The organism is Paenibacillus sp. FSL H7-689 (assembly GCF_000517905.1).
GTDB lineage: Bacteria > Bacillota > Bacilli > Paenibacillales > Paenibacillaceae > Paenibacillus > Paenibacillus amylolyticus.
Genome location: NZ_ASPU01000007.1, coordinates 66,822 through 80,252, shown reverse-complemented (window position 1 = coordinate 80,252; position 13,431 = coordinate 66,822). Strand labels below are relative to the sequence as shown.

The 13,431-nt window shown below is 46.1% G+C and carries 10 protein-coding genes; 3 read left to right on the top strand and 7 right to left on the bottom strand.

Features of this window, described 5'->3' with window-relative positions:
• Nucleotides 1–135: 135 nt before the first annotated feature.
• Nucleotides 136–1,758 (bottom strand): copper amine oxidase N-terminal domain-containing protein, encoded by a 1,623-nt coding sequence (locus C170_RS04660; protein ID WP_036607066.1) that lies wholly within the window; start codon nucleotides 1,756–1,758, stop codon nucleotides 136–138.
• Nucleotides 1,759–2,094: 336 nt separating this feature from the next.
• On the opposite strand from C170_RS04660, the gene C170_RS04655 reads away from it, so the two are divergent.
• Complete coding sequence (locus C170_RS04655) at nucleotides 2,095–2,301, top strand: hypothetical protein (RefSeq protein ID WP_017692174.1); 207 nt, start codon at nucleotides 2,095–2,097, stop codon at nucleotides 2,299–2,301.
• Here the strand turns inward: C170_RS04655 and C170_RS04650 are convergent.
• The gene (locus C170_RS04650) at nucleotides 2,298–3,188 is read right to left on the bottom strand and encodes a phosphotransferase (protein ID WP_036606824.1); all 891 of its coding nucleotides are present in this window, start codon (nucleotides 3,186–3,188) and stop codon (nucleotides 2,298–2,300) included. The two genes, C170_RS04655 and C170_RS04650, sit on opposite strands and share 4 nt — an antisense overlap.
• A 190-nt stretch (nucleotides 3,189–3,378) precedes the next feature.
• Between C170_RS04650 and C170_RS04645 the strand changes: the two genes are divergently transcribed.
• Nucleotides 3,379–4,488: a stalk domain-containing protein gene (locus C170_RS04645; RefSeq protein ID WP_235200716.1), complete on the top strand. Its 1,110-nt coding sequence runs from the start codon at nucleotides 3,379–3,381 to the stop codon at nucleotides 4,486–4,488.
• Nucleotides 4,489–4,634: 146 nt separating this feature from the next.
• Here C170_RS04645 and C170_RS04640 read toward each other — a convergent pair whose 3' ends face one another.
• Together C170_RS04640 and C170_RS04635 are read right to left on the bottom strand one after the other, a co-directional pair.
• A complete protein-coding gene (locus tag C170_RS04640; protein ID WP_155985026.1) occupies nucleotides 4,635–5,687 on the bottom strand; it encodes a hypothetical protein in 1,053 nt (350 codons plus the stop codon).
• Nucleotides 5,688–5,773: 86 nt separating this feature from the next.
• Nucleotides 5,774–7,489, bottom strand: coding sequence for a DUF6138 family protein (locus C170_RS04635; RefSeq protein ID WP_036606817.1), 1,716 nt, complete (start codon nucleotides 7,487–7,489; stop codon nucleotides 5,774–5,776).
• Nucleotides 7,490–7,781: 292 nt separating this feature from the next.
• On the opposite strand from C170_RS04635, the gene C170_RS04630 reads away from it, so the two are divergent.
• A complete protein-coding gene (locus C170_RS04630; RefSeq protein WP_036606815.1) occupies nucleotides 7,782–8,024 on the top strand; it encodes a DUF7662 domain-containing protein in 243 nt (80 codons plus the stop codon).
• A 122-nt stretch (nucleotides 8,025–8,146) separates the two neighbouring features.
• On the opposite strand, the gene C170_RS04625 is transcribed toward C170_RS04630, so the two are convergent.
• From C170_RS04625 to C170_RS04615, 3 genes are all read right to left on the bottom strand, one after another.
• Nucleotides 8,147–9,799 (bottom strand): extracellular solute-binding protein, encoded by a 1,653-nt coding sequence (locus C170_RS04625; protein ID WP_036606813.1) that lies wholly within the window; start codon nucleotides 9,797–9,799, stop codon nucleotides 8,147–8,149.
• Between the two features lie 120 nt (nucleotides 9,800–9,919).
• On the bottom strand, nucleotides 9,920–11,512 hold the full coding sequence (locus tag C170_RS04620) for a response regulator transcription factor (RefSeq protein ID WP_051447015.1): 1,593 nt from the start codon (nucleotides 11,510–11,512) through the stop codon (nucleotides 9,920–9,922).
• Nucleotides 11,487–13,247 (bottom strand): sensor histidine kinase, encoded by a 1,761-nt coding sequence (locus tag C170_RS04615; protein WP_036606811.1) that lies wholly within the window; start codon nucleotides 13,245–13,247, stop codon nucleotides 11,487–11,489. Before C170_RS04615 ends, C170_RS04620 begins: the two co-directional genes overlap by 26 nt.
• Nucleotides 13,248–13,431 lie beyond the last annotated feature (184 nt).

Here is a 13,431-nt window from a genome sequence, read left to right as displayed (position 1 = left end):
AGACTCCATCGGCTATTCAAGCTGTTATGTAGGTCATTACTCGATGATTATACCAAATATTTGAACTTTTGGGTGAATACAAAAAAGCTGCCGTATGGGGCAGCTCTTTTGTTTGATTCATATGAAAACTTTATATTACATCGATTTAGTCAGCGTAATGGAACCATCTTTTTGTGCCCATTTCACGTCCCAGTTCAGAAGTTCAGCAATGAAGCGCAGAGGTACTTGCGTACGTCCATCTTTGTTAACAAATACAGTTGCACCCACGTTTTTCTTCACGCCGTTCACTTCCATAACGTTGTTGTTCACCCAGAATTCAAGCGTATCATCGCCAGCCATTACCGTTACTTGTTGTGCCTTTTTGTCCCATTTCACCGTTGCACCAATACCTTCACTCAAGAAACGCAGTGGAATGTATGTTGTGTTTTTCCAAAGCACTGGTGTGGTGTCCATGTTGGTTGTTTTGTCGTTAATTTTCAGCATTTTGCTGTTCAGTTGCATCCACACCGTTGTCATTTCTGGCGCTGGTGCAGGTGTTGCTGGCTCTTGGAATTTGTCGTTGAATTGAGTCACGATGGCGTTACCCAGAGCTTGACCTACACCAAACATCACTTTGAAGCCTTCACGATTCGTTGTGTACGAAGCATCATAGTTACCTGCTGCATATTGATTCAATACGTTTTGTACTTGATTTTCATGTGTTGTCAGTGCTTGTTGTCCTGCTGCTTTTGGCAGATTACCAGCTGTTGCAGAATCCAGGAATGTAGCGAACTCTGTTGTGAATCCAGCAATACGTTTCTCTACTGCTGCACGAGCAGTAGCATCGTTGTTTTTAACGGCTTTTACATAGTCGCTTTGTGCGTTAACGTGGTTCGTTACCCAAATTTTCTCGAAAGCATTGGCACCATCATTACCGTAAACGGAAGCAATTGCTGCTTTGAAGTCAGCTGTGTTTCCAGCTTCAGTTGTAATCAGTGCGTTGGAAGCGGCTGTACGTCCATCAAATTGCTCTTGCATTTGCAGAGCCGAAAGTGCAAAGTGTTCGGAAGCCAAGTGGTTGAGTGCAGATCTCAGATCAGCTGCTTTTGTATCCGCTTTGGTATTTTCGAATTTCTCAGGCATTTGTGTCGTAATTGCTGTGGAGAGTGCCTTACTTACGTCGAACATTTCCTTGAAACCTTCACGGTAAGCCTTGTATGCATCAGCGTAATCTCCAGCTACATACTCATCAAATACTTTTTGCACGAGATCTTCATGTACTTTCAGCGCCTGTTTGGCTGCTGCTTTTGGCAACTTGCCTTCGGTAGCTGTGCTCAGGAATGTGGAGAACTCATCCACGAAACCGTTGATGTTTGCCTGTGCTTGTTTGATTCCAGCCTGGTTGCCCATTTTGGTTGCTTTCACCAGATCATCTGTGTATTTGTTATGAGCGCGGAAGATGCGTTCGAATTCTTTGGCACCTGCGTCACCGTATAGGGAAGCGATTGCTGGTTGCATATCCAGTGCATTCTGGTCGAGTGCTTTGTAGGCTGCATCTGCATCTTTTGCTCCGTCATATGCTTTGGCCATTGCCGTTACTGCGAGTGCAAAGTGCTCGGACAACAGGTGGTCCAGGTTTGCTCTCAGGTCAGCCGCAGGTGTGTTCACGGATGCTTTCATCATGGTCATTGGTGTCTGTGGTGCGGCAGCTGCTCCAGCGATCCCCGGCATCAACAGTGTCAAGCTAAGTACAGGTGCGATAAACTTCTTCATTTTCATTTTCATTACGTGTTCACTCCTCGATTATGTTGTGTGTATAATTTCTTTCCTCGTCGTCGTCTTCATAGGGTGTAACGCAGGGTTCTCTATTCTGGATCACTCTGTGGGCAAAAAAAATTCACAGCTTTCAGTGAAGAAAGCTGCGAACGCCTGTTGTATCAAGGTTTTTTTGAATTAAAAAAATATAAAATTGTAGTGATCTTTCCGATCCAAGACCACATACATACTGTAATATAGATACTTCATTTTCCTTTATTTCTCAACTAAAGCTTACATCAAAGGTTATCCTGAAGTACAATAAGGACATAACATATTATTCGCAAAGGAGGTCCATTCATGACCTGGTTGCCTTATGTTTTAATTGTGGGTATCGCCTTGTTTGGAGGTATTGCTACCATGATCATCGGAAATTCCAAAGCCAATCAGACCAGCAACCCCGAATATGACCGCCGCACAAAGCAAAACCTAAGCAAACTTTCCTATGTATACGTTGGTGCGATTGTACTTGGTTTTGGCGGACTAATCCTCTATCTTTTTAACTAAAATGTTTCGATTCGGCAAAGAATACGTTCAAACATGCCAAGCAGCTTCAGTTTTCGTTCTACATATCCAATGGTTGAGGGACCATCTCCCCTCTCCCTGATTACTGCCAAAAATCCGCGTAACATCCATACTTGTAACTGTTCGTAAAGCTGCCTCCTGTTAAAATCAGCATTCTCCTGCACATAACCATCTTCAAAGTCAGCCATAATCTTTCCAAGTTCTTGCCTATGTGTTGACGAGGGAATTGTAGAAGTCAGTACAGCTGCCAGATCGAAATGATGATCGTCCATTCTTACTTCACTGAAATCAATAATGTAGATGGACTCTTTTGTAAACAACAAATTCCACATGCCCAGATCCCCATGAATGACTGAATGGTTCGTCTTGCGAAATTTCAGACACTCCTCTGTAAGCTGCGCTAACATACGAATTTGTTCGGATGAAGAGGCTAACACTACATTGGAAACCTCACGCCATAATTGAGATAACTCGAAACGATCTTCCATACCAGCAACCTTAAGATGATTCGTCATACGATGAAAAAGGTCTATCACCTGACCTAACCGAACAAAGTCAATGTTACTTTGGGAACGCGGAAGCAAATCCTCTATGTAGATCTGCAAATTATAAATCTCATTATTATATGTAATATACGGAATCTCGTATTTTGTCTGTACAATGGATGGTGAAATGTTTACGGATGCCAATGCCTGAACCATTTCATACTCAATCCACGCCTGTTGTTCGTTCCTCAATTTACGTAAAACGAACTTACCTTGTGTAGACTCGATCAACATCGCTTTAGAACTATTACCGTGTTCTATGGCACTAAATCCTACAATGTTCCCAATATCATAATGAACTGCCACGTAATGAAAAATTGTCATGCCTTCACCTCATTTCCTGATCCTAAGCGATCTATTCAACAGACAGATGCCAGTCTCCTGTTTATATACACATGTTTACAAGTTGGAGATAATTCAGAATTATTCCGGATATGTTCGGGGTTTAATATAAAGCCATAAGGGACAGCGAGCCCATTAAACAAAACTAACCCCCAACTTGAAGGAGAGATATATGATGAAAAAAAACATGAAGAAATCCGTAGCAACGATGATGGTACTGGGCATGACATTAACAGGAGCAACGGGTGTATTTGCCGGAACGCAACTGGAGAAAATCTCTGCATACCTTAACCATGGAATCAGCTTTAATGTCGATGGCGCGGCTTACTCACCAACGGATGGCAATGGCAACAAACTTGCGCCAATTACTTATAACAACTCTACTTATCTGCCCGTACGAGCGCTTGCCGATGCACTGCATGTGCCTGTATCCTATGACGGCAAAAAAGGGCAAGTCATTATCGGCCAAGCTACGAGCAATCCATCAGCTCTGACAAATGTAACGTATAGCGCAGCACAAAAAGAGGCCATTCAAAAAGCTTTTGCACAATTCGATGGGTTCGAGACCGCTTATGCCCCTCAGCAGATGATCGCAGGTGACACGTTCAAAAGTGTAGGTGTGGGTGGCGACGGCGTCAGTTTTGTTTTCAACCATATGAAAGTGGATGTGTCTCCAAGAGATTATTCGGACGGTTATACGAGCAAAGACGTGAAACTGTCCAATGGTGTTATTGCCAAATGGTACACACCAGATCAAACGGGCATGCTCACATTCCAACTGGATGATCGCTACGTTACCCTTAGCTCCCCGGATCATAAGCTGAGCCAAGTTCAGTTGCAACAAGTCGCTGTCTCTGTTCAAAAAGCCAACAGCAACAATGATCAAGGGATCACTGCATTTGCAGATGTGAACTATAGCAAACAACAATTGGATAACATTCGCAAAGCATTTGCGAAGTTTGACGGGTTCACAACAGCCTATGCCCCACAACATATGGTTGCTGGAGATACGTTCAAAAGCGTAGGTGCGGGTGGTGATGGTGTAAACTTTGTTTTTAATCGTATGAATGTAACGGTATCCCCTAAAGATTACTCGTTCAGCTATGATGGCAAAACGGTAAAACTGCCTAATGGCGTATCAGCCAAATGGTATACACCAGACCAAACGGATATGCTCACATTCAAGCTGGATGATCGTTATGTAACCATCAGCTCGCCGAATAACCAATTGACTCACACTCAACTGGAGCAAATGGCGGTATCCGTACAAAAAGTGAAATAAACAAAAAAAGAAACACACATCATTTCGGTCCCGCTCTATGAGCTGGGGCTGATTTGATGTGTGTTTTGTATGCTCAAGCTTTGCAACAAAGGGCTCTTCCACATCTGTATATGCAACTATAGCTTGATAGATACGTTTCGTCATAATTACAGTGTCATTTCCGTTAAACGAACAACCCTGCGATAGACCATCGCATCCATCAAATCCTCCCAGTCGAGTTCACTGGCATTAACGTCTCGATAATAGACCGCAGCAGCAGGCAAGAAACCAACTAGCGGCCCTGTACCGCCACATATCAGGCTACCGCCGTCTCCGCCTTTGGGCATCACATCTCCAACCGAATCCAGTGTAAGCTCATACTTGTAGGGATCACCGGCAAATTGCACTCCGAAGAAATTTGGCAGTTCCAGATCATAAGGACAATCATCCTTTTCTTCAACCCGTGAAGAGGCCGTCTCTGCCAATCCATCCACAAATTCATCCACGCCTTCCAGACTTCCAAAGTGCTTCAATCTCATCGTATAGTCGAAGCTGTCACCCCAGGGAAATAACGTGCGACAACCGCCGCCATAGATATACTCCCATTCGTCTTCGGTTAGTAAACCAAAACCCGCTGTAGCTTCCTCCCTCACAACGTCTTCCAACTCTATTCCTTCGTTGAACCACAGGATTCGGACTTCATTCTCACTTTGGCGAATCAGACGAAATTGTTGATGCAGTTCATATTCACGGATCTCCGACTGCTTAAACTGCTCCAGTGCTGAAGGGAAATCAGGATTTTCCTGTGCAAATGCTTCCTCCTTGGACACTTCAATCCAGCCAAGTGAGATCAGTTCGCATTCAACAAGCATCGGCGCAATGTTGACCGTTCTTACAGGTGACATTTGACTCGCTAGAAACGAATCCACGTCCTCCACACCATACTCACTGACCGTTTCATGCAGGTCGGCTGAGGTCTCTTCGTTCATACCATGCTGCCAACGATCCCAGCCGAGTGTTACTTGATCCCCAGGGACAAACACAAATCTCAGCCCATCCTCCGTAAATACACCTGTCTCCATCCGCTGACCGAATCGTTCAAATGTCTCGAGACCCTCATATACCATACCGTCTGGTAACTGACGAACAAGCTTACGCATCCAAGCCTCTTTGTCCTGAGCATTCAACGCCTGCCACATGTCTCGTCTCAATGCCTCCACAACTTCCCCCACCTTTCCTTATGCACTTTCACTTCACTAAAATACTTTACTAGCGAAGCACAATCTTACTTGTGTTGTTTACATTTTTATTTCTCTGCGGCCTGCAAAAGTTCCATCAATAATTCCTTCCGTCTTCCCTCGGCCTTGCGAGCAAGCGTTGAGAGCTTCTCCACTTTGCCAAAGATCGGATAGAGTACACGTTCTGCTTCATAATGCTCAAGTTTTTGAATCTGTCTAACCAGCAGTTCGAGTATTTCCTCATTCTCCAGTTCGGGCTGAATCTTCAGCTTCAGACTATCGGTCGAACGACGCAAGCTGGCGACTAACGCAGGTATGGCTTGAGCCGTGACACCCTGTTGTTCTACAAATGCCGCAATGAACTTATCCTGAATCAACTGATGCTCATCATCCACTTCACCCATGTAATATTCAACCAGCGGGAAATACCGCTCATCCACGAGCCCCAGCCCAAAGGTTGCATAACTGCCTGGCATACAGCTTTTCTCTCCCTCGGTATCCTCGTAGAACTCAAACTCCTGGATAGCCTCACGCGCATACTCTTCCAGGAGTGGATGCAATTCCGGGTACTCCAGTGCATTGGCAAAGAATCGGTGGGTATCCGACTTCGCGAGCCCTTTGATCGGCAAATACTGCTTTACGCTGGACTTGAGCTTGATCTTATAACTTTTCGGAAAGCCCTGTTTCAATAAATGAGTGATAAAGGTAAGTGCCTGTTGATAGGCACCAGCCTCTTCCTTACGAATGTGAATGGTCATCAAAGCAAATACATCATTTGCTTTGCATTCCACTTCTTCCGTTCTCACATGAATATCGTCCTTCGCATACGTTCCGCTACCTTCTGTCATCATACGTGCCGCACGTTTGCTACCGAGTTGCTTCGCGAGCTCCAAGAAAGTCAGACCTTTGGATTTGCTATAACTGGGCTCAAAACGTAGAATCATGACCGCCGCGTATAATAGCAGATCGATTGGTTGAGTTTCGGATGTTTGCGCCTTCCCAGGCTCGTCCAAATGTTGGCCTTCCTGTGTCTCAACGTTCGACTCCAGCGTTGCTCCGGGCTTTAGTGAATACTCATTGGTACGATAAGGCGAAGACTGAACATCATAATACTGTGGCAAAAACTGATTCTCCGCCCATGCCGTCACCGCACGAGTTATCTCAGCACGATGTTCCGCAAGTGCCTCCGGACGACCCTGATTCAACTCTTGAATCCGGTCATACTGTCTGGTGGTCCATGCTACATCCAACTCAGGGAACAGCTTTGGATCGAGCAGATGACTTGTCAAAAAGAAGGATTCCAATGGCTTCGTTGGATATGTACTGTTCTCCAGATTCTTGTCTACATAGGTATGAATACGCTCAAGGAGCAGCTTTCTTTTCTCTTCGTTGATCCATTCCAATAAAGTCAGTTGCAGCTTGCCTTCGGTTGTTGGGAATTTCCCTCGCAAGGTGAAGCGGTAGTCAATCAACGGAGTATCTGCCAGCTTGTCCAATCTTCCCTGAACAACCTCTACAAGCTTAGGCCCGATCTCGTTCCGTACCTGTTCCTCGGTAAAGGCTCCTGCCTGCTTTGATTTCACATCATCATCCAAACCCAGATCCAGGCTGTCTACCGTGGTCCGTCCAGGTCTGTAATCCAGTACAATATCATTAAAAATACCCATTTGCAGTGTAGTTCGCTTCACAACACTTTCCAAGTCATCCCGCTTTTCCTGTTCATCAAACCATTCATGGATCGTCGTCATCATCTCTTCCATCGCCTGATCATAAAGTGTACTCATCTAATCTCCTGCCTTCCCATGCATCTTATGATGTTCATCAAACACACTTGAACCTCTATTCATCCCGGATTAGTCCGAGGTATCTATGTTATTAATACGTATTGATGTTCGTATATTACCTATTATTTTACTCTCTCAAGTACAACGGAACAATAAGGCTTACGCACGGTTGCTCGCTAGTAAGAGAAATCTACAGATTCCTTTCATAACTATGTACGCTCTCGGCATGCCCTCGCTATCGTCATCCCCACGTTGTATAATCATTGTATTCCTTTTCAGGAGGTCTGACTAAATGAGCTACAGCAAATACTTCCCCTTGGAAAACTATTTGAATCAAGTTTCAATCACCCTTACATATGCAGAGCTTGAGGAGATTCTCGGATTTACGTTACCCCCTACAGCGTATAATCGCGAACAATGGTGGGTGAATAATTCCAATAATCATACACAAGCACTATCCTGGTTAAATGCCGGATGGAAGGTTGAGAATGTGATTCTAGGAAAACAAGTAACTTTTGTCCGCTGCGAGTCATAATCGATCTGTACGATATAGATTAATAGTTATAACTCCAAAGGTTCTATTTTCCATAAATGTTATTCGAGACAAAAAAAGCAGGGTAGACTGATGAATTCATCAGTTCTCCCCTGCTTTGTAAATTAATTAACTGTCTTATACCACTCGTTCACTTCGGCGGTAATATCATCGCCGCCCATGGATTTCCACTTTGTCACAAACGCATCAAATTCCTCAATGCCTACCTGACCATAGATGATCTTGCTGAACGTATCTTTCTCCAACTTGTCGATTGCGTCCTTCTTCATTTTCATCGTCTCGGTTGGTGCCCCGGTGAACTTGTTCTTGATCGCGTTATCTTTATTCGCAACAACCACCTCAGCGGCTACAAACACTTCCGGTTTGTTGGCAATCTTCGTATTTTTCTCAAAAGGAGTCTCCGGTTCTTTGCCCTTCGCAAGTTCCGCCAGCGTATCCATCATGAGATTCGGAATCCGTGCACCATCATACGTAATCGTATATTTGAGTGGTGATACGCCGTCCTTCACTTCAGCTTCACCAACGACTTTGCCATCCACGATGTCATAATCATATCCTTGTGCGAAGCCATGTTCGAACTCGCTGCCCACTTCCGGATTAGCAAAGTTGTCGAACAGATAATTTTGGTACGTGAAGAAAATCTCCGGGTTCGCCATGTCTTTGTTAATCAGTACAACGCCGTTACTTGCACCAGAACCATGCTGGTGGCTCTCACCTGTTGGTCCTGTAGGTAAAGCAATGGCCTTGTACGTGGCACCGTCCACATTTTTCTTCACATCATCAATCGGCCAGTTTGGCATCCAGTGTGGTCCCACAATTATGCCTGCTTTACCTGCGGTGAACAATTCTGCTGCCTTGATCTCGTCATAGACACCCGCTTCTTTGGGCAGGTAACCTTTGGACAACCAATCTTTCATCGTTGCAAGGCCTTCCTTCACACCTGGCTGAATGGAGCCATATTGCAGTGTTCCGTCTCCGGCATCATTCCACTGTCCAGGCATCGTATTGTACATGCCGAAGATCCAGCCGGATTCCGTCATCCAGGTATTGAGCGCATTTTTCATGCCCACGGTCAGACCATACGTATCTTTCTTACCGTTCCCATCCGGGTCCTGATTCGTAAAAGCATCCATGACCGTAACCAGTTCATCCATGGTTTTTGGTTCTTCCAGTCCCAGCTTCTTCAGCCAGTCTTCCCGGATAAACATGACCGAATCGCCGTTGTAGGCATAATCGAAGATTGGAATACCATAACGCTCGCCCTCATACATGTATGGATACCATTCCTCGGATGCTGATTCGGATGCCTGTTTCCATGTGTCTGAAGCGTATTTGTCAAACAACTCGCCTGCATTGGCAAATTTGCCGGACTCAATTAATTCCCGGACCAGATTGTAGTCTCCCCGAATGGAGACGATATCCGGCAGTTCTTCGTTAGCGGACAGGGACAAGCGTAATTTCGTGTAAAATGCATCATTGGTCACCGATACAGCCCACGGTGTGGTCAGATCGATGCCAAGTCGCTCCTTGGCCCATTTGGTATGCACATTGTTCTGGGCCGTTTCCCCGTTCTTAAATTTCGTATCATCATTCCAGGCCCGCAAATAACTCATCTGTACCCCCGGTTCATACTTCCCGTCTTGCAGAGCAAGTGGTGTAGCGGCTTCCTTCGCCGGTTCTTCCTTGGCCCCCGAACTACATGCCGTTACAGCAACCATCGTGATTGCGAGCAATGCCGTCATCATTTTTCTATACATGAACTAACCCCTCCTCAGGTAACTTGGATACCCTTGCGTGCCAAATGCACCTTACATGAAAAGGATAGTGCAGCCGGGGAGGCAAACATATATCACAATTTCAATGTTCATATCGATTTGTTAACCGTTCCGAAAATCTTGCGGGGTCAGTCCATAATGTTTGCGGAACACCTGAATGAAATAAGGTGTATTATTGTACCCCACTTCCTGACCAACTTCATAGATCTTCATCGCCGTATGCTTCAGCAAATGAACCGCACGTTCCATTCTGGAACGGATAATATAATCACTAATGCCTTCACCTGTGGATTGTTTGTACATTTTCGACAGATAGACGGGGTGCAGATGCACCTCTCCTGCAATGACTTGTAACGATAAATCCTCGCCAAGATGATGGTCAATCCATTGCTGTACCTGCCTAATCAGCGTTGATCCGGCATCCTGTCCCACATCGCTTGTGCTCTCTGCCCACTGCTGCATTACAGACCGAGTCCACGTTTCCAGACTACGCAGCGAGATACCATAACCATCCTTGAGCAACTGCTGGTACTGCTCCCCAAGCACTTCGGCTAACTGCCTTCCTTCCCGATGAGCCATATAGGAGAATGCTGCCGCCAAATAATGAAAAGCCACATACACATGCTCCGGGAACACACTGTTCGACAGTTCGGTAAAGATCTGATCAATCTTACGGTGTGCATCTTCCATGCGCCCCGCTTCCAGTAACGTCGTTAGACCCGGTGGTTCATACAGCGCTGCAAGAGACTTCAACGTGGCCCCATTGGTTCCCGCCGCCGCATTCAGATGTAATCCTTTGCCTGCCTCGGCCTGCTTGCGAAGTGCACTCACAGCTTGATGATATAGCTGCGGCACCTGATCTGGGAAACGCCCCATACGACTAACGGACAGGGAAATGGTCGCGTTCAGATACTGCCTCACACTGTGAAGCAATCGTTCTCCAAGTCGGCCCATTAGCATTTCAGGTTCGGCCTGAGTTTGTTTGGGACTGGCCATGAAGACCAGATCATCGTAGGCGTCATCCGTATGACAGAGGTGATAGGTACTGCCGTAGATCTCTTCCACCACATTTGAGATGGCGTACTTCATCAATCGAAACGCTTTATGTGTAGGTTGATGGTCATCATACCGGATGAGCAGCAGTTGCATTTTATCCTGTGGACGGAACTCAATCTCCAATTGCTCCAGCTTGCCTTGGAGTTCATCATCCGCAAATTTATGGCCTAACAGTACATCCTTCATCAGTTCCGCCCGCTTCTCAGGCAGATGTTCCCTTACCGAATACATGGCCCGCTGATGCAGCAATTGTTTCTCACCCTCTAGGCGAATCTGCACTGCGGCCTGCTGCACGGATTCGATCAGTTCCTCATCTCGGACCGGCTTGAGCAGATAACTGACTGTCCCATGTTTGAGCGCCTGCTTCGCATAATCGAAGGAAGCATGCCCCGATAAAATAATACATTTGGTCTGTTCCCACTTTTGGCGGATGTGACTGACCAGATCCAGACCGGACATACCCGGCATACGGATATCCGTGATAATAATATGGACCTGATGTGTTGCCATATGTTCCAGAGCTTCTTTGACTGAATAGGCTTTGAATACCTGCCCAATGCCGTGTTCTCTCCACGGTATCGAGACAGCGATCGACTCTACTGCCGAATGTTCATCATCCACGACCATCAGATTCATCATGCGGTTGTTCCTCCTCAAACCATCGAATTTCTACACTAAGTCCACCATAGGGAATCGCTCCAAAATGAAGCCCCGACGACAGCCCATATCGCGTAACGAGACGCTGGTGCACATTCCACGTCCCTGTTCCAATCTCCTCGCCCATTGGTTCATTGATCTCCCGTTCCAATTCGGCAATCTCTTCCGCTGTCAGCGTGACACCGTCATTGTCTACAAACAGGCTATATCTTGTATATTTTCGTCCCTCAATATGTTCGGGTACCGCCATCCCCGTTACGACGACATGCCCACTGCCTTCCATCGGCTCAATGCCATGGATCACCGCATTCTCTACGATCGGCTGAATGAGCAGTCGCGGAATGTGGAGCTGCATCAGTTGCTGCGGTACGGCGATCTCGTAGGTCAGCCGGTTGGTCCGCATCTGTTGAATGGACAAATAATGGTCCAGCAGCCGGATTTCTTCCTCTACTGTCGTCATATCATTCTCGCCCCGCGTAATGTAGCGATAGTAGTCTCCCAGACTTAGCGACATGGCAATAACGGCTTCACGGTTGCCAAGCTGGGTCATATTTTTGATATAAAACAGGCAGTTGTACAGGAAATGCGGATTGATCTGTGACTGTAGATGTTTCAATGTGGCTTCCCTTGAACGGATACGTTCCTCGTATACCTTCTCGATCAGTTCCTGAATCTGCTCTGCCATATGGTTGAAGCTCTGGGTGAGATACGCGAATTCATCCCGAGAGTGATCGACCGGAATCCGTGTGGACAACTGGCCTTTGCGAATCTGTTGCAGCCCTCTCATCAAACGATGGATGGGCACCTGAACTTTTCGATACAAAAGCAGTGCGGCCCCGATACTCAGCACGAGCAGTAACAGAATGGAGGTAATAAACATATTTCGGCTCTTGTCCATTGGGGTCAGCAAATCATCTAATACCACAGGGTTCACGTATACCGCTTGCAGTTGTTTGGAGTGCACGTAACTGACCAGATATTGTTTACCGCCCACCTCCAATTGATGATTGCCTTCCCTCTCCGGCCCGTTAAAAGGCATATCACGCATGATCGCTTCGACCAGTTCGGGGTCCGCCGTACGGTTCAGCAACGGATCGTTACCTGGTACCAGCAAGAAGGGATCTCCTCCCTGTGTCTCTTTGAAATCATCCAACATGGCAACCACGTTCATCGGGTCAAAATTAATCTCCATCACCGTTCGCACACCTGTGTTCACCGGTTTTTCATTCCACTCGTAGTTATCCGTGAAAAAGTAGGTGAAACTCCCCTTCTCCAGCTGCCATTGGCCAGGTTGCGGAAACGTCAACATCTTCTCATCGTAGACCGTCCGGCTGGACATGGTGGATAACACAAGTTCCGCTTGTGGCAGGACAATGGTAATATCGTTCTTCCAGCGGCTGGTGGACTGGTACAACGATAATTTGTCGAGAATATCCAGATAGATACTGTTCTTCTCATATTGGCTGGTGGAGTCCGTCATGTAACGGTAATGCAGGATACTCGGATCTCGCAGCAATGTCAGGCCATACAGCGAGAGCTGCTCGATATTTTTATCCACCTGCGAACTGAAATAATTGAACTGGTTCAAACTCGACTGTTGTTTCTCTTCAACGACCATGTCCACATTTGCCTGGTTCGCGTATGTATACAGCAGCAGAATGGGTACGAGCAGGCAGATTAAGAGAATGACCGTCTTCGCAAATACTGTGAATTTCATCGTTTCACCCTGTCCCTAAATTTGGAGTCGTTCTACACCGAAGTCCTATTTTATATTGAAAGCCCTTACAATTCTATATGATTTTTTGTTCTCCCGTTTTCCTGTGACTTGAAGACCTCTGTTTCCTCAACAAGTTAATATTTCAACATCCGCATTGAAATGTTGTTCTATAGTCGACCTTTCT

Coding starts and splice junctions, on each gene's coding strand:
- C170_RS04620 (WP_051447015.1), bottom strand. CDS start 11,512: ATGATGAATCTGATGGTCGTGGATGATGAACATTCGGCAGTAGAGTCG.
- C170_RS04660 (WP_036607066.1), bottom strand. CDS start 1,758: ATGAAAATGAAGAAGTTTATCGCACCTGTACTTAGCTTGACACTGTTG.
- C170_RS04645 (WP_235200716.1), top strand. CDS start 3,379: ATGATGAAAAAAAACATGAAGAAATCCGTAGCAACGATGATGGTACTG.
- C170_RS04615 (WP_036606811.1), bottom strand. CDS start 13,247: ATGAAATTCACAGTATTTGCGAAGACGGTCATTCTCTTAATCTGCCTG.
- C170_RS04650 (WP_036606824.1), bottom strand. CDS start 3,188: ATGACAATTTTTCATTACGTGGCAGTTCATTATGATATTGGGAACATT.
- C170_RS04625 (WP_036606813.1), bottom strand. CDS start 9,799: ATGTATAGAAAAATGATGACGGCATTGCTCGCAATCACGATGGTTGCT.
- C170_RS04655 (WP_017692174.1), top strand. CDS start 2,095: ATGACCTGGTTGCCTTATGTTTTAATTGTGGGTATCGCCTTGTTTGGA.
- C170_RS04635 (WP_036606817.1), bottom strand. CDS start 7,489: ATGAGTACACTTTATGATCAGGCGATGGAAGAGATGATGACGACGATC.
- C170_RS04630 (WP_036606815.1), top strand. CDS start 7,782: ATGAGCTACAGCAAATACTTCCCCTTGGAAAACTATTTGAATCAAGTT.